Source organism: Streptomyces sp. NPDC048417 (genome assembly GCF_040651615.1).
Lineage (GTDB): Bacteria > Actinomycetota > Actinomycetes > Streptomycetales > Streptomycetaceae > Streptomyces.
On the sequence record NZ_JBEZKI010000015.1, the window covers coordinates 216613 to 233997 of the forward strand.

The 17385-nt window shown below is 71.9% G+C and carries 10 protein-coding genes and 3 pseudogenes; 10 read left to right on the top strand and 3 right to left on the bottom strand.

The window, feature by feature from the left end:
• Positions 1–113 precede the first annotated feature (113 nt).
• The 5 genes from AB0D59_RS24520 to AB0D59_RS24540 all read left to right on the top strand — a co-directional run bounded on the left by AB0D59_RS24520 (position 114) and on the right by AB0D59_RS24540 (position 9697).
• Positions 114–3407 carry an amino acid adenylation domain-containing protein gene (locus AB0D59_RS24520; RefSeq protein ID WP_362569014.1) on the top strand — a complete coding sequence of 1098 codons (3294 nt, stop codon included), beginning with the start codon at positions 114–116 and terminating at the stop codon, positions 3405–3407.
• Complete coding sequence (locus AB0D59_RS24525) at positions 3404–6268, top strand: amino acid adenylation domain-containing protein (RefSeq protein WP_362569017.1); 2865 nt, start codon at positions 3404–3406, stop codon at positions 6266–6268. Before AB0D59_RS24520 ends, AB0D59_RS24525 begins: the two co-directional genes overlap by 4 nt.
• 32 nt (positions 6269–6300) lie before the next feature.
• Entirely contained in the window at positions 6301–7836 is a 1536-nt protein-coding gene (locus AB0D59_RS24530) for an AMP-binding protein (protein ID WP_362569020.1), read from the top strand.
• Positions 7837–7926: 90 nt separating this feature from the next.
• On the top strand, positions 7927–8898 hold the full coding sequence (locus AB0D59_RS24535; RefSeq protein WP_362569023.1) for an LLM class flavin-dependent oxidoreductase: 972 nt from the start codon (positions 7927–7929) through the stop codon (positions 8896–8898).
• Between the two features lie 4 nt (positions 8899–8902).
• The gene (locus AB0D59_RS24540; protein WP_362569026.1) at positions 8903–9697 is read left to right on the top strand and encodes an alpha/beta fold hydrolase; all 795 of its coding nucleotides are present in this window, start codon (positions 8903–8905) and stop codon (positions 9695–9697) included.
• A 72-nt stretch (positions 9698–9769) separates the two neighbouring features.
• Here AB0D59_RS24540 and AB0D59_RS24545 read toward each other — a convergent pair.
• Positions 9770–10063: pseudogene (locus AB0D59_RS24545) on the bottom strand (hypothetical protein); the annotation flags it as partial.
• A 14-nt stretch (positions 10064–10077) separates the two neighbouring features.
• On the opposite strand from AB0D59_RS24545, the pseudogene AB0D59_RS24550 reads away from it, so the two are divergent.
• Positions 10078–10341 (top strand): annotated as a pseudogene (locus tag AB0D59_RS24550) (AhpC/TSA family protein); the annotation flags it as partial.
• Positions 10342–10427: 86 nt separating this feature from the next.
• Here AB0D59_RS24550 and AB0D59_RS24555 read toward each other — a convergent pair.
• On the bottom strand, positions 10428–10907 hold the full coding sequence (locus AB0D59_RS24555; protein ID WP_362569028.1) for a hypothetical protein: 480 nt from the start codon (positions 10905–10907) through the stop codon (positions 10428–10430).
• Between the two features lie 291 nt (positions 10908–11198).
• Here AB0D59_RS24555 and AB0D59_RS24560 point away from each other — a divergent pair, with 291 nt between their 5' ends.
• The 4 genes and pseudogenes from AB0D59_RS24560 (at position 11199) to AB0D59_RS24575 (ending at position 17058) form a co-directional block, all read left to right on the top strand.
• Positions 11199–14912 (top strand): S8 family serine peptidase, encoded by a 3714-nt coding sequence (locus AB0D59_RS24560; RefSeq protein WP_362569031.1) that lies wholly within the window; start codon positions 11199–11201, stop codon positions 14910–14912.
• 189 nt (positions 14913–15101) lie between these two features.
• A pseudogene (locus AB0D59_RS24565) lies at positions 15102–15932 on the top strand (IS5 family transposase).
• Positions 15929–16360 (top strand): hypothetical protein, encoded by a 432-nt coding sequence (locus AB0D59_RS24570; RefSeq protein WP_362569034.1) that lies wholly within the window; start codon positions 15929–15931, stop codon positions 16358–16360. Before AB0D59_RS24565 ends, AB0D59_RS24570 begins: the two are co-directional and overlap by 4 nt.
• A gap of 125 nt (positions 16361–16485) precedes the next feature.
• Positions 16486–17058: a GNAT family protein gene (locus tag AB0D59_RS24575; RefSeq protein ID WP_362569037.1), complete on the top strand. Its 573-nt coding sequence runs from the start codon at positions 16486–16488 to the stop codon at positions 17056–17058.
• A 66-nt stretch (positions 17059–17124) separates the two neighbouring features.
• On the opposite strand, the gene AB0D59_RS24580 is transcribed toward AB0D59_RS24575, so the two are convergent.
• Positions 17125–17274 (bottom strand): transposase, encoded by a 150-nt coding sequence (locus AB0D59_RS24580; protein ID WP_362569040.1) that lies wholly within the window; start codon positions 17272–17274, stop codon positions 17125–17127.
• Positions 17275–17385: the final 111 nt, after the last annotated feature.

The following is a 17385-nucleotide window of genomic DNA, read 5'->3' on the forward strand; positions in this document are numbered from 1 at the left end:
GTGTCGGTCGTCCTTGCGGGGGTGGGGGCCCCGGCCGGGCGCCGCGCCGCGCCGACTCGACGGCCTCGGCCACATCCGCCTCCGCCGCATCCGCCTCGGCCGCGCCCGTCGAAGTGACCGAGCGAACGGAAGCGGGCGCGCCGCTGTCCGCGACCCAGCGGCGCATGTGGCTCCTGTCGCAGCTGTATCCCGACAACGCCGTCTACAACCTGCCGTACGCCTTCCGGGTCAGCGGCGACATCGACGCCCCCGCCCTCGAAGCGGCGCTCAACGACCTCGTCGCCCGCCACGAAGCCCTGCGCACCGTCGTCGACGTCCACGACGAGCAGGCGCGACAGCGCGCGCTGCCCGACCTCGCGGTGCGCCTGGCCGTCGAAGAACCCGAGGGCGCCGCGCCCGGCGGCGCTGCTCCCGCCGACCTGGCGGCCTGGGTCGCCGACCGGATCGACGCCGAGGCCCGAGCGCCCTTCGACCTGTCCGCCGGCCCGCTGATCCGTGCCCGCCTCGTCGCACCGGGCACTCCGTCGGCCGCGCTCGTCGTGACCGCGCATCACATCGCCTGCGACGGCTGGAGCCTGGAGCTGCTCTTCGCCGAACTCGCGGAGCTCTACACTGCCCGCACCGAGAACCGCCCCAGCACCACACCGACGCCGGCGATCCAGTTCATGGATTTCGCCGCCTGGCAGTCCGGGCAGCTGACCGGTGCGCGCCGCGAGCGGCTCGCCGACTACTGGCGCGGACAACTCGAAGGCGCCCCCACGCTCCTGGACCTGCCCACCGACCGGACCCGGCCGGCGCAGCGCCGGCCGGACGGGGCGGTGGTCGACTTCGCCTGGCCCGCGGACGTGGAGGAGCGCGTCGCCGAGTTCTCCCGGCGGCACGGCGTCACCGCCTACGCGACGCTGCTGGCCGCCTTCGCCTCGGTCGTCCACCGGCACACCGGCCGCGACGACCTGCTCATCGGCACCCCCGTCGCCAACCGTGTCCGGCCGGAGTTCGCCAAGACCGTCGGCTGCTTCGTCAACCTGGTGCCGCTGCGCCTGCGCGTCGCCGGGGACACCACTTTCCTCGACCTGGCACGCGCCGCCCACCTCACCATCAGCGAGGCACAGGACCACCAGGACTTCCCCTTCGAGGACCTGGTCGCGCTGCTGCGCCCGGACCGGGACGCCAGCCACGACCCCGTCGTGCAACTGCTGTTCGTCCTGCAGGACGTCGACACCGCCCTGAGCCTGCCCGGCGCGGACCTCGCTCCGCTGCCCGCGCACGGCGGCGGCGCGATCCAGGACCTGTCCGTCATCCTCCAGCACGCCGGGGCCCAGGCCGGAGGCGGCTTCCAGGGCACCGCCGAATTCAACACCAGCCTCTACGGCGCGGACACCGTGAGCCGCCTCCTCGGCCATCTGGGCACCCTGCTCCGGGCCGCGCTGGCCGCGCCCGACACGGCGGTCGCCGACCTGGACCTGCTGACCCGGGACGAACTCGCCCAGCTCGACCGCTGGAACGACACCGGCCTGCCCGCGCCCATGGCCGCGGACGTCCCGGCCCTGTTCGAGCGCTGGGCGGACCGGGCGCCGGAGCGGACCGCCGTCGTCGGCTCCGACGGCGAGCTCAGCTACGCCGAACTCGAGGCGCGGGCCAACCGGCTCGCCCACCACCTCGCCGGGATCGGAGTCGGCCCCGGGACGGCTGTCGGCGTCGCGCTGGACCGCTGCCAGGATTTGCCGGTCGCGTTCCTGGGCGTGCTCAAGGCCGGCGCGGTCTACGTCCCGCTGGACACCGGCTATCCGGCCGAGCGGCTGGCCCTCATGATCGACGACACCGAGGTCAAGGCCCTGATCACCCGGGCCGGCCGCGCCGAGCCGCCCGGCGCGGACCGCATGCCGGTGGTCTGCCTGGGCGGCCCCGACGACCCGCTGGGCGGGTATCCGGACACCCGGCCGCCCCGGAACACCGGGCCCGGCGACCCGGCCTACATCGTCTTCACCTCCGGTTCCACCGGCCGGCCCAAGGGCGTCGCGATCCACCACCGTGGCGTGGTCAACTCCGCAAACGCCGAGCGGGAGTTCATCGACCCGGAGACGCCGGACACCGTGATCCAGTTCTCCTCGCCGAGCTTCGACGGCTCGGTCCTGGACTTCACGCTGGCCTTCGCGCACGGCGGACGGCTGTGCGTCGTGCCCCGCGACCGCATGCTGCCCGGCCCCGACCTGGCCGAGACCGTCCGCCGCTACCAGGTGACGTTGGCGTTCCTGCCGCCGTCCGCGCTCGCGGTGATGCAGCCGGGCGACGTGCCGGGACTGCGCACCATCCTGGTCGGCGGCGAGGCGTTCCCGCCGGAGCTGGGCCCCTTGTGGGCGCCGAACCGCCGGCTGTTCAACATCTACGGGCCCACCGAGACCACCATCTGGTGCACCCACACAGTCCTGGACGGCACCGAGCGCCGGCCCACCATCGGCGGCCCGGTCCCCGGCGCCACCGCGCACGTCCTGGACGAGCGCCTGCACCTCGTACCGGTCGGCGTCCCCGGCGAACTGTGCATCGGTGGCCTCGGCGTGGGGCTGGGCTACCTGCGCCGTCCCGAGCTGACGGCCCGGCAGTTCCCGCTGGACCCGTATGCGGCCCGGTCCGGTGCGCCCCTCTATCGCACCGGCGACCTGGTGCGCCGCCTGCCCGACGGCAAGCTGGACTACCTGGGCCGCATCGACCGGCAGGTGAAGGTCCGCGGCCACCGCGTCGAGCTGCCCGAGATCGAGGCCCGCCTGGAGCGGCTCCCCGGCGTCGGGCGCGGCGTCGTCACGGCGCGCCGCGACCGGTCCGGCCCCGGACCGCTGCGCCTGGTCGCCTACGTCTCGCCGGCCGCGCCCCTCGACGCCGCCGGTCTGGACCCGTCCGCGCTGCGGCGCCGACTGGCCAAGGAGCTGCCGGAGTTCATGGTGCCCGCCGTGATCGTGCCGCTGGCCGCGTTCCCGCTCAACGGCAACGGCAAGATCGACCACGCGAAGCTGCCCGAGCCGCCGCGCGACCGGAACGCCGGAGCGGCCCGCGTCGCACCGGTGTCGCGTCTGGAACGGGAGATCGCGGCCGTCTGGTGCGACCTTCTCGGCCTCGACGAGGTCGGCACGCACGACAACTTCTTCGAGATCGGCGGCGACTCGCTGCTGCTGGCCCAGGTGCGGACCCGGCTGACGCAGGTGCTGGACCGGGACATCGCGGCACTCCAGCTCTTCACCCATCCGACCGTGCACGACCTGGCCGCCGCGCTCTCGGACGAAGCGCCCCGGGCCACGGCGGCGGCCCCGGTCGCGCCGGGCCGGCCGACCCGGCCCGGCGCGCGAAGCGCCCTGCTGACGAGATCACGACGGGCCGCCGCCGGCCGCGACGACGAAGGGAAGGTGACCCGATGAACCTCGCCGCCCCCTCGACGATCCCGGCCGCCGGCGCGCCGGTGTCCAAGGCCGATGCCGCACGGACAGCGCTGCTCGACCGGCTCCGCGGCGCACCGCCCGCCACCACGTGGCCCGCCGACCGAGGCGCGCCGCACTCCCTGCCCGGACAACGGCGTCCGACGCTGGCGTTCGAGATCCCGGGCGACCTCGCCGAAGGCCTCGCGGCCGTCGCGCGGGAGCAGGGCGTCCCGGTGCTCGCGGCCCTGGCCGCCGGGCTGCAGGCGCTGCTGTACCGGGTCGCCTCGCCCTGGGAGAACGCCGGGGTCGAGGAGATCGTGGTCGGTGCCGGGCGGGACGGTTCGTGGGCACCGCTGCGGCAGTCCCTCGACCCGGACACCGCGTTCTCCGACCTCGCCCAGCGAGCCGCCGCGGAACTGCGGGAGGCGGCCGGCGCGGAGTTCGTGATCGGTGAGCGGACCGGTGTCGCCTGGGAGGACTTCTGCCGGGCCGCCGTTGTGACCGGCGACGGCGAGCTTCCCCTCGATCTCGTGTTCCACTTCGACATCGAGAACGGGCGCTGCGGCTCGCTGGAATACGACGGCCTGCGTTACGCGTCGGAGACGGCGGAGCGCATCGTCGCGGGCTACCTCGAACTGCTGCGCGCGGCGATCCGTGACGTGAGGACGCCGATCGGCCTGTTGCCCCTGGTGCCGTCACCGATGCGGAATCCCGCTGCCGAGGCCGACGGGACGTCCGGGGCGAGCGCGTGGGACGTCACCGCGCACGAGCTGTTCGACCGCGCCGTCGCGAGGTACCCCGAGGCCAAGGCGCTGCGCTGGGACGGCGGCGAGATGACCTACGCGGAGCTGAAGGCCGCCGCCGACCGGTGCGCCGACCGGATCGGTGCCGCCCGCGCCGTCGCGCTGTCCGGGCCGCGCTGCCCCGAGCTGATCGTCGCACTGCTGGCGATCCTCAAGAGCGGAGCCGGATATGTGCCGCTCGATTCGGCGTACCCCCGCGAACGCCTCGACTACATGCTCACCGACAGCCGCGCCGAGGTCCTGATCGGCCCGGCCGGAATCGACGGCGCGCTCACCGTTCCCGAGGGCGTCCGCGTCTTCGGTCTGCACGACATGCTCGTGGCCGCGCCGAGCCTCCTGGCGGACCCACGGCCCGCGCCGCCCACCCCGGCCGACACCGCGGACCTCTGCTACGTCATCTACACCTCCGGCTCGACCGGTCTGCCCAAGGGCGTCGGCATGCCGCACCGGCCGCTCGTTTCCCTGCTGGACTGGCAGTTCCGGCACTCGCAGGCCGGCCCCGGCTGGAACACCCTCCAGTTCGCGGCCTTCAGCTTCGACGTCGCCTTCCAGGAGATGTTCGCCACCTGGGGCACCGGTGGCACCCTGGTGCTGATCACCGACGAGGTCCGCCGCGATCCCGACCGGCTGGCCGACTGGCTGACCGAGCAGAGCGTGCACCGCCTGTTCCTGCCCTTCGTCGCCCTTCAGCAGCTCGCCGAGGCGTCCCTGCGCTCCGGCCGCTACCCCTCGGCCCTGCGCGAGGTCATCACGGCGGGGGAGCAGCTGCACGTCAGTCCGGCCGTGCGTGAGTTCTTCCGCCGCACGGGCGCGTCACTGGAGAATCAGTACGGCCCTTCGGAGACCCACGTCGTCACCGCCGAGCGCCTGTCCGGCGACCCGGCGGACTGGCCGGAGCTGCCGGCGATCGGCGGCCCGATCGACCGCGCGGTGGTGGAGATCCTCGACGACCGGCTGCAACCTCTGCCGGACGGGGTACCCGGCGAAATCTGCGTCTCCGGCGTACCGCTGGCCGACGGGTATCTGGGCCGGCCCGACCTGACCGCCGAGCGCTTCGCGGTCCGCGATCTGACCGTCGGACCCGTAGGCCGCGTTGGACCCGTAGGCCCCGTCGGACCCGTAGGCCCCGGGGGGTCCGCCGGACTGGTGGGCGCCGCCGGACCCCGCGGTTCCGCCGCTGCCCAGCTGGCCTCGGACGCTCTGGAGGCCCCAGAAGCCGCCGAGCGGATCAGAGTCCGGACCTACCGCACGGGTGACTTCGGAACGCGGCTGCCCGACGGCCGGATCCAGTGCCTCGGCCGCCGCGACGGGCAGGTCAAGATCCGCGGTTTCCGGGTCGAACTCGGCGAGGTCGAGGCGCAGATCCTGGCGCAGGACGGGGTGGCCGAAGCCGTCGTCGTCGTGCGGGAGGGGGCGTCGGACAAGCAGATCATCGCCTACTACCTTCTTGCCGAGGGCTCCGACGTCCCGCCGCGGACGCTGCGCGGCGATCTGGCGCGGATCCTGCCCGCGCACATGGTGCCGTTCGCCTGCGTCGCCGTCACCGCGCTGCCGCTGACCCCCAGCGGCAAGGTCGACCGGCGCACGCTGGCCGGGCGGCCGCTGCCCGAAGACCTCGACGCCGCGTACGAGGCCGTACTCGAAGAGGCCGGCGCGGTCGAGGCGGCCGGTGCGGTCCCAGCCGTCGGCGGTACGGTCGTTGGCGGTACGGCCGTCGGCGGTAAGGCCGACGACGGTGAGGCCGTTGGCAGAAAGGCCGACGACACTACGGCCGCCGCGTCCCCCTTCGCGGAGCTCCTGGTCGAGATCTGGGCCGACGCCCTGGCCCGCGACGCCATCGGCGTCCACGCCGATCTGTTCGCCCTCGGCGCCGAGTCGGCCACCGCGCTGGAGGTCGCCGCGCAGCTGACGGAGATCTTCCGCCTGACCGTCCCGGCGCGCGTGCTGTTCGATCGGCCGACCGCCGCCGGGCAGGCCGCCTGGTTCGCCGCCCGGGACGCCGCCAACGACGGCCGCCTGGCCGGCATCGCGCGGCTGCTCCTCGCCTACGAAGCCTGAGACCGCCTCCACTCCTGACCGGGAAGGTCGCCATGGAAGACCGCATCAGCACCCTCTACGACGTCTTCGCCGCCTCGGCACGGCGCCACCCCGAGCTGCCGGCCGTCGAACTGTCCGCGTCGTCGATCAGCTACGCAGAGCTGGAGCGCGCGGCCGAGGCCCTGGCCGAGAGCGTCACCGCCGCACACGGCCGCGTCCGCTCGGTGGCCCTGCTGGCCGCGCGCAGCGGCGTAGCCTACGCCGGCTATCTCGCGGCACTGCGCCTGGGCGCGCAGGTCGTGCCGCTGAACCTCAAGTACCCGCCGCGGCGGAACACCGGCATCTGCGAGCTGGCCGACGTCGACGTGATCATCGCCGACGCGTCCGGACAGCAGTGGCTCGAACACTGCCCCTCCGGAACCGCGCCGGCACGGCCGGTGCTGCCGCTCACCGACGAGGAGCTGCTGGCCGCCGTCCCGGCCGGTGCGCTGCCGCCGCCCTCCGCCGGCCCCGACGACATCGCCTACGTGCTGTTCACCTCCGGCTCCACCGGCCGGCCCAAGGGCGTGCCGATCCGGCACCGCAACGTCCTGGCGTTCCTGGCCCACACCGTTCCCCGCTACGAGGTCGGCCCGGGCTGCCGGATGTCGCACACCTTCGACCTGACCTTCGACCTCTCGGTGTACGACCTCTTCGTCACCTGGGGCGGCGGCGCGACGCTGGTCGTGCCCGAGGCGGCCGAACTGCTGAGCCCCGTCGACTACGCGGTGAACCGGCGGCTCACGCACTGGTTCTCGGTGCCCTCGGCGGTCTCGGCCGCCGCCGGGCTCGGCGGCCTGTCCGCGGGCCGGGTCCCCGGGTTGCGCTACAGCGTGTTCTGCGGTGAGCAGTTCACCTACGCGCAGGCCGAGGCGTGGCGTGGATTCGCCTCGGAATCGGTGTTGGAGAACATCTACGGCCCGACCGAACTGACGCTGGCGTGCGCGGAGTTCCGCCTGCCGGAGGAGCGCCGGGACTGGCCGGAGACCGTGAACGACACGGTGCCGATCGGCACCGTGTACCCGGGCCTGGAGCACGTCGTCACCGAGGACGGCGAGCTGTGCGTCCGCGGTCCGCAGCGCTTCGACGGCTATCTGGACCCGCGCGACAACACCAACCGGTTCCTCGGCCTCGACGACCGGGCCGGGACGCCGAGCGAGGCGGACTACTACCGCACCGGCGACCGGGTCCGCCGCGAGGACGACGGCACGCTGGTCCACCTCGGCCGCCTCGACAACCAGGTCAAGATCCGCGGCTACCGGGTGGAGCTCGGCGAGTTCGAGACCCTGCTGCGCCGCCACCCCGGTGTCCGGGAGGCCGTCGTCGTACCGGTGCAGCACCGCGACGCCACCGAACTGATGGCCTGCTACACCGGTGAGCCCGCCCGCGAGGCCGACCTGCGCCGCGCGCTGGCCGCGGGACTGCCGGTCCACCTGGTGCCGCACGTGTTCCTGCACGTGGAATCCATGCCCCTCAACCCCAACGGCAAGATCGACCGCGCCATCGTGGCGAAGCTCGTCGCCGAGCAGGCCAAGCTCACCCGGCCCTGACCGGCCCCGCCGGCCGGGCGCGCCGGCCCCAGAGCAGCACCCGGAAGTCGAAGAGAGGGATCGCGAACAGTGCTGACGGTCTATACAACGATGCCTTCCTGGCAGGATCGGACACCGCAGGAATACCGCCGCCGGGTCGTCGACGTGGCCCGCTGGACCGAGCAGGCGGGCTTTCGCGGCGCGCTGGTCTACACGGACAACACGCTCGTGGACGCCTGGGCCGCGGCGCAGCTCGCCATCGACAACACCGAGCGGTTCGTCCCCCTGGTCGCGGTCAACCCGGTGGACACCCACCCGTTCGCCGTCGCCAAGACGATCAGCACCCTGGCCTTCGTCTACGGGCGGCGCGTCGACCTGAACCTGGTCACCGGCGGATTCGCCAAGCACCTGAGCGAACTGGGCTGCGAACTCGGCCACCGGGAGCGCTACGACCGGCTGGCCGAGTACGGCGAGATCATCAGGCGGCTGACGGCGGCGCCGACGGCGGTGACGTACACCGGCAAGTACTACGCCCTGGACGCCGCCGCCGTCAGCCCGCCGGCCGATCCCGCCCTGGCGCCGGACCTCTACGTGTCCGGGGCCTCCGACGACTGCCGTGAGGTCGCCGGCCTGCTCGGCGTCGACCGGCTGTCCTATCCGCACCAGATCGACAGCTACCAGGGCGACCGGCCGCTCGCCGGCTGCGGCGTGCGCCTCGGCGTCATAGCCCGCGACGACGCCCAGGAGGCGTGGCGGATCGCCCACGAGCGCTTCCCGTCGAGCGAGTCGGGGGAGAAGCTGCACGAATGGGCCGTCGGCAAGGTCGAGTCGCACTGGCACCTGAAGCTCTCGCGCGACGCGCTGCGCTCGCACGCCCCGAAGGGGGTCTACTGGCTCTATCCGTTCCGGGCCTACCAGACGTTCTGCCCGTACCTGGTAGGGACCTACGCCGACGTCGGTGCGATGCTCCAGCGGTACATCGCGCTCGGGGTGAGCACCCTGATCCTGGACGAGGTCGTGGAGCCCGAGGACCTGCACCACACCACAACCGCCCTGAACCACGCCTACGCACAGGCCGGGTGATCCGATGAGCGCACTGATCAACACCTCGTCCGAATGGCTTCGCGGCTACGACGAGCGGCTCACCGCCCGGGTCCGCATGGTCTGCTTTCCGCACGCCGGTGGATCGGCGGCCTTCTACCGGTCGTGGCATCGGGGACTGCCGCCCCTGGTCGAACTGCACGCGGTGCAGTACCCGGGACGGGGCGAGCGTCGAACGGCCCCGCTGGTCGACGATGTCCAGGCCGTGGCCGGACACGTCGTGGACGACCTGGCCCCGCTGCTCGACCGGCCGCTGGCCCTGTTCGGCCACAGCATGGGCGCCTTCGTCGCGTACGAGGCGGCGCGGCTCCTGGACCGGCGCGGCGCGCCGCCGGTGCACCTGTTCGTCTCGGGGCAGACCGCGCCGTGGACTCCGGACGATGCGGGGAGCGGCACGGCCCGGCCCGGCGCCGGCATCGCGGACGCCGACGACGAGAAGCTGGTCCGCCATCTGCAGCGCCTTGGCGGCACCGAGGCCGAACTCCTGGCCGACCCCGCGATGCGCGAGATCTTCCTGCCCTACATCCGCAGCGACTTCCGGATGCTCCAGTCCTACCGTCCGACAGCCGGTCCGCCGTTGACCACTCCGATCACGGCGCTCACCGGTGCGGACGACCCGGTCGTCACCCCCGCCCTGGCCGCCCGGTGGCGGGACCTGACGTCCTCGCACTTCGCCCTGGAGGTGTTCCCCGGCGGGCACTTCTTCCTGCTGCCGGAGCAGGCCGCGGTGCTGGACCTCGTCTCCGCCCGCCTGACCGCGGGCCTGGAACTAACTCCCTGAACCCGGCCGCCGAACGCGGTGGGGCAGAGTTCGACAGCCGCCTGGCCGGTATGGCCGGCTCGGCCCAGGTCCTCACCCCACCGTCGGACTCGGCGAGGCCGTGCTGTTCGCCGGCGGAGTGAGGACGGCCTGCGGCTGGCCCGCGACCGCGGGCGGCGGGGTCAGGTCCTGGGCCGGAAGCTTGGGCGAGGTGGTCTCCCGGGAGAGGACCTGACCGAAGTCGACCAGGCCGGTCTTCTCCACGACCGTGATGTGATCCAGGACGGTGTCGTTGGCCTGGTCGGCCAGAGCGCGGACCAGCGAGTTCCTCGTGGTGGTGCGGACGCTCGCGATCGTGGTGAGGAACTGGCCGTTCGTCGCACGCACGGTGGTGGCCAGGTTTCGACGTCCTCAGCGACATCGGCTCCGACACCGCCAAGCAGTACGGCCTCGCCTTCGACCTTCCCGACGACCTCGCCGCCGTCTACGACAAACTCGGCTTCGACCTCCAGCGCGTCAACGACGGCCACCCGCGCACCCTCCCGCTGCCCGCCACCTACGTCATCGACCGCGACGGCGTGATCCGCTGGGCCTTCGTCAACACCGACTACACCACCCGCGCCGAACCGACCGACATCATCGCCGCCCTCGACGCAATGAGCTGATCGCGGGCAGTTTTCGCAGTACATCTGCGATCTGCGCATAGCGGTTCGCGCTGAGGCTGCCGATCCTGTCCTCCGCCGTTGCGACGCTATCGGTGTCGGGCGGCGAGGTAAGGCGCCCAGCTGTTTCCGGCGGGCTGGGACCAGCGGTGGGCCGTCGCGGGGCTGATCCCGAAGAGATCGGTGACGACGATGGGCGGCAGGTCTGTGATGGCCTCCATCAGCGCGGTGTCGCGTGCGGCGCGTACGGGAAGGCCGTGTTGCTTCATCTGGTCTGCCAGACCGACGGGGTTGCGGGGTCGACCGGGTACGGAGTCCGGCAGGAGGAGATGCCGGCTGCCCTGCGGGGGCTGTGGGGCGGGGAGCTGACCGATCTGCTCTTCGAGCAGGGCGGCCAGCGCCGGTGGGACCAGCACCGGGTGGCGGTCGAGGGTGAGATAGGCGGCCTCGGCGTCCCGGTGGTCCGCCGACGGCACCAGGGCGGGTGGGCGAGGGCATGCGCTGAGTGACGGCGAGTGGGTACCGGCCGTGGGGCTGTCGGCCCGCCAGCGGGAAGGCATATCACCCATCGATGACGTGAGAGCGCGGGCCCGCCGCACCTGGCATCCGCCCCGGCGGAGGGCGTGCGCCACGCCGTCGACCGGGATGCCCCACAGGCCCGTTGCTCCGTCGCTCGATACGCCGAATTCTGGGGCGGTCCGCCGCCGTCCCACCGGACGCGCGGTGGCCGGCCACCCCGTCTGCTCGCGGCGTAACTGTGCCATGGCACAAGAGCGCCATGTGCGACCCCTTGAACGACGGCGGGGGAGGCCGGAGCATCCAGTGATCTTTTGCTCTTCGCCGCGTCTCAGGAGTCTTCCTTGCCCAAAGTTCCCATCCCCCGGCCCGGGCCGATCGCCCTCGCCGTGGCGGCCGCGCTGGCATTCGGCGTCGTACCGGCGACTGCCGTTGTGTCCGCGTACTCCGCCGGTGAGGTGTTGCACGACGACGCCGGACACCAAATCCCCGGCGATGCCGGCACGCACACCGTCACCCTGATCACGGGTGACAAGGTCACCATCGGGACCGCCGCCGACGGCACCGTCGTGCGCTCCTTCCAGGCCGCGAGCGGAGCCACCACCGGCTTCCACCGCGCTGTCCTGGACGGCGCCACCTACGTCTACCCCGACGCCGCCCTGCCGTACGTGAGCGCCGGCAAACTCGACAAGCAGCTCTTCAACGTGACGCGGCTGATCGCCGACGGCTACGACGACGCGCACAGCTCCCGGCTGCCGCTGATCGTGCGCTACACCGCAGCCGCCGCCAAGGCCCGCACCCGGGCGAAGATGGCCGGCTCGACCGACGTCCGCCGCCTGGACAGCATCCAGGGCGCGGCCCTCGCGCAGAACCACAAGCAGGCACCGGAGTTCTGGTCCTCGCTCACCGGGGGTTCCGGCGCGGCGGCCCGGTCCGCGAAGCCCTCCTTCGCGGGCGGCGTCGCCAACGTGTGGCTCGACGGCAAGGTGAAGGCCGACCTGGCCGACTCCACCGCCCAGATCGGCGCGCAGAAGGTATGGGCGGAGGGCGACACCGGCCAGGGCGTGAAGGTCGCGATGCTCGACACCGGCGCGGACACCGAACACCCGGACCTGGTCGGGCAGGTGTCCGACAGTGCCAGCTTCGTCCCCGGCGAGGACGACATAGCCGACTACAACGGCCACGGCACGCACGTCGCTTCGACCATCGGCGGCACGGGCAGTGCCTCCGACGGCAAGGAGCGGGGTGTCGCCTCCGGCGCCCGGCTGGCCGTGGGCAAGGTGCTCAACTCCGAGGGCAGTGGCCAGGAATCCTGGATCATCGCGGGCATGGAGTGGGCCGCCCGCGACCAGAAGGCCAGGATCATCAGCATGAGCCTGGGCGGCGGCGGTGACAAGACCGACCCGATGAGCCAGGCCGTCGACGAACTCAGCCACGAAACGGGCGCGTTGTTCGTGATCGCGGCGGGCAACGGCGGCCCGCACTCCATCAGCAGCCCCGGTGCCGCGGACTCCGCGCTGACCGTCGGCGCCGTCGACGCCACCGACACGCTCGCCGACTTCTCCAGCCAGGGCCCGCGTGACGGCGACGGCGGGCTGAAGCCGGAGATCACCGCGCCCGGCGTCGACATCGTCGCGGCGCGCTCGCACTACAAGCGCGGCTCCGGCTACTACACCACGATGAGCGGCACGTCGATGGCGACGCCGCACGTCGCCGGTGCCGCCGCGCTCCTCGCCTCGGAGCACCCCGACTGGACGGGCACCCAGCTCAAGGAGGCGCTGGTCAGCAGCGCCAAGGCAACCCCGGCGTACACCCCGTACCAGGCGGGCGTCGGCCGGCTCGACGCGCTGGCGGCCGTGCACACCACGGTCTTCGCCACCACGACCGCCTACTCCGGCTTCCACACGTGGCCCCCGAAGCCGGGGCAGACCGACGTCCAGATGGTGACGTACACCAACGTCGGCGACGCACCGGCCAACCTCAACCTGGCGGTCAACGGCACCGTCCCGGCAGAGTTGTTCAGCCTCTCCGCCGACCACGTCACCGTGCCCGCCCACGGCACCGCCACGGCCACCCTGACGGCGGATCTGGACAAGCTGGGCGGCGACCAGTCGGTCAGCGCCGTGATCACCGGTACGGACGGCAGCGGAGCGGTCCGCGCCCGGACCCTGATCGGCGCGGCCCGAGAGGGCCAGCGGCAGAATCTGACCGTCGTCGCGAAGGACCGCGCGGGCAAGCCGCTGGCGGGCCGGGTCGTCCTCAGCGCCGAACACCTCTTCACGGTGATGGACCTCGACGCGTCCGGCACCGGCACGACGCGGCTGCCCGTCGGCAGCTACAGCGGCTGGCTCACCGGTGACGTGCAGGGCGCCGAAGGCCCGCACTCGCGCGGCATGGTGCTGCTCGCCTTCAACGACGTGAAGCTGGACCAGGACCGCACCGTCACCCTGGATGGCCGCAAGGCACGCCGGATCCTGGCGCGCGTGCCGCAGCAGACCACCGCCGTCGCGCCGCGCCTGGACGCCCACCGGTCCTTCACCGACAGCCTGGTGGAGACGTCGATGCTGCCGGACCCGTCGTACGACAGCATCTGGGCGCTCCCGACCGGCAAGAAGGTCACCGACGGCGAGTTCGAGGCCGGCGCCCGCTTCCGCCTCGAGCAGCCGGCGCTGACCGTGAGCACGAAGTCGACGACCTTCAACGACCCGCTGGTCAAGCGCGCGGCCACGCCACTGCCCGCCGGTACCCGGAACCTGACGGCGGTCTTCGCCGGTGACGGCACGGCCGAGGAGCTCGCGCGGCAGAACGTAGGCGGCAAGGCCGTCGTGGTGCGCGGCACCGGCACGGAAGGGATCAAGGCCCAGGCGGAGGCCGCCGCGGCCGCCGGCGCCCGGCTGCTGCTTGTCGTCAACGACGGCGTCGGCCGCCTGCAGCCCTGGGACGAGAACCCCTGGAGCCCGCAGAGCCCGGCCCCGGTGACAGTGGCGACGCTCAACGCCGACCAGGGCGCCGACCTGCTCGGGCAACTCCGGCACGGCGCGGTCCCGTTGAAGGTCACCTCGCACCCCACGACCGACTACGTCTACGACGTCGTGCACCACTGGACGGGCGCCGTTCCGGCGGACCCGACCTGGCGTGAGGAGTCCAAGGACCTCGGCCGGGTGAACGTCTCCTTCCGGAACTACCGGCAGGGCAAGGCGATGGAGTTCCGTCCGGACGTCTGGCGCGGCTGGGCCGTCGGCAACCAGCTCACCGCGCCCGCCCAGGGTGAGCGCACCGACTGGGTCACCGCCGGCACCACGTGGCTGGACGACGCCTTCATCCAGGGCGAGACCGGGCAGCACTCGATCGACCCGCTGAAGTACCCGGCGCGCAAGACCGGCAAGGTCAGCTGGTTCGGCCCGATCCAGCGTCCCCGCATGGGCCCGATCAACTATCAGCCGGCGCGCTACCTCGACACGATGTACATCACCGCGCCCGGCTGGGGTGACTCGGGGTCCGGCCACGTAGGCGAGGCCGGCGCGAACTTCGACGTCAAGGACTGGATGTCGCTCTACCAGGGCGACCAGCAACTCGATTGGGGCAACGCCGAGTACCTGCAGGTCCCCGGCCTCGGCGCCGAGCGCCTACCCTACCGGCTGGTTCTCGACAACGACCGCGGCACCTGGGCCAACCCGTACTCGACGCACACGCTGACCGAGTGGGACTTCACCTCCGCGGTCACCGGCAGCGATGCGGCGGTGTCCCTGCCGCTCATCCAGCTCGACTACGGCGTGGACACCGACAAGTCCGGCCGTGCCGACCGGCACGCCGGCCTGACGGTGACCGCCTCGCACCTGCCGGGCACCACCGCCACCATCGGGAAGCCGACCGCCGAGGTGTCGTACGACGATGGTGCGACCTGGCAGAGGACCGACCTGAGCCGGTGCGACGACGGATGGCGGACGAACCTGCGCGCGCCGCGGTCCGCCGACTTCGTCACCCTCCGGGTCGGCGCCCGGGACAGCTCGGGCAACACCGTCTCGCAGACGATCACCCGGGCCTTCGGCCTGCGCTGACGTCACAACCCGGGAGGTCACCTGGGACGGCACCGCGTGGGCGGGACCGCAGCCTGCGGCCCCGCCCACGCGGCGTTCCCAGTTGCCAGAGGGCGGTACGTGACCTGATGTCCGGTTCAGTATCGCCTGATCGTGTGACTGTGGGAACACCCAGCCGGTCGATGGGCTTGGCCGTGCTGGAGTGACGGGGTGAGCGACCGCAAGCCCTACAAGAGCGATTTATCCGACGAACGCTGTGCGCTGATCGAGCCGGTGACCACTGCATGGAAGGCGAAGCACCCGTCCGTCAGCGGCCACCAGGGCAACTAGGAGATGCGAGAGATCGTCAACGCGCTCCTGTACCAGTCCCGGCCCGGCTGCCAATGGGACTACCTGCCCCACGACCTGCCACCGCCCGGCGCGGTGAAGTACTACTTCTGCAAATGGCGCGACGACGGCACCGACGAGGTCATCCATGACCTGCTGCGCTGGCAGGTGCGTGAGAGCCGGGGACGATTAGCCGACCCGAGCCTGGTGGTTCTCGACACCCAGAGTCTGCATGCCGCCGCGTGCGTACCCGCGGCCACGACCGGGCGGGAGGCGGCCAAGAAGGTGGCGGGTCGCAAGCGGGGGCTGGCCGTTGACGTGCTGGGCCTGGTGATCGCCGTGGTGGTGCCGGCCGCTTCCGTGCACGACAACGCCTTCGGTACCGCGTTGCTGGACAAGGTCGCCGCGGGGACCTCCACGGTGACGAAGGCGCTGGTGGACCAGGGGTTCAAGAAGACCGTGGTCGACCACGGCGCCGGCCTGGGCATCGCGGTGGAGGTCGTCGAACGCAACCCGGCCGACCACGGCTTCATCCCGCAGCCGATCCGCTGGAGGGTCGAGCAGACCAACGGGATCTTGATGCTGCACCGCAGGCTGGTCCGCGACTACGAACACCGCCCGGCCGGCTCCGAGTCCCGGATGTACTGGGCGATGACCGATGTGATGACCCGTCGACTGACCGGCACCTCCACCCCGTCCTGGCGCGGCGCATGAGCGGCGACCCACAGCAGACCCTCGGTGCCCTGCTGGCACGTCTGGAGGTCCGCGAGCGGCAGATCGCTGTGGAAGCAGAGGCCGCTCACGAGCAGATCGCGCAGCTGACCGCGCTGCTGGACGGACTCGCCCAGGCCGCCGAGCACATCACGATCACCCGCAAGACGCTCCTGGAACTGCCCGACGAAACGCCCTCGGCACCGGCCGCACCGACTCCGGCCCTGCCGGGCGGCCCCGCCTACCAGCAGATCATGGCCGTGTTCGCCGAAGCCGACGCTCCGCTACGGGCGAGGAGCGTGTGCGAGGCGATGGACCTGGACCTCGTGCCGAACAACATCAACAACGTCCGCATCAAACTGAAGCGCCTGACCGGGCGCGGAATCCTCGATGAGACCGAGCCGGGACTGTTCACCAGGCCGCGACCGTAACCGCCCGGCAGACCCACCGCCGGCCCCCTCACGTCGTTCTGCCAGCCCGCCGAGGAAACCCGTTGCGAGTGAGCCGCATCGGATGTCTGATTGATCGGCCACCGATCACGGGATGGAACATGAGTATGTCGCTGGCCACCCCCTCGTTGCACACTGCTCGCCTTCGACTGCGTGCCTTCGAAGACGCGGACGCCAACGACCTGTTCGCGCTGCAGAGCAACGCCTACGTGTTGCGCTACTGGGATGATCCACCGTGGACCGAACGCGCGCGCGCCGAGACGTTCATCACCCGTTGCCGAGAGATGGAAAAGGAAGGCACCGGGGCGCGGCTGGCCGTGGATCGTGTCTCCGACGGGGCGTTCATCGGCTGGTGCACCCTGAACAGGTGGAATCCGGACTTCCGCAGCGCGTCGCTGGGCTACTGCTTCGACGATGCAGCGTGGGGCCACGGTTATGCGACCGAGGCCGCGCGCGCTTTGCTGCGGTGGGCATTCGACACGCTGGACCTGAATCGCGTCCAGGCTGAGGTCGATACGCGCAACGTGGCTTCTGCCCGCGTGCTGGAGAAGCTCGGCTTCGTGCGTGAGGGGACGTTGCGGGAAGACTGCGTTGTCAACGGCGAGGTCTCTGACTCATGGGTCTACGGGCTGATCAGGCGGGAGTGGCGGCCGTCGTCCGAGCCGGCTCCCGCCCGGTGAGTCCCATCGCCCGGCACCTGGTATCGACCACACCCCGAACCACTGATCACTGCGCCTCATCCAAACTCAACGGCGAACCGGGTAAAGGCTCACATCTCGCCCTCTGATGCCGAGTTCCCTGGCGACCGCAGTGACCGTCTTCCCCGTGGAGTCGACGAGCGCGATGGCGTCCCGCTTGAACTCCTCGGTGTACCGCTTCGTGTACTTGTTTCCCACCTGGTGCTACTTCTTCTGGAATCTCATGTCCCAGTTTCCTGGTGTCCACGATCAAGGGGAAGCTTCACCCGGCCCCGTGCCCCCATCATTCACAGATCAACGAGCTACCTG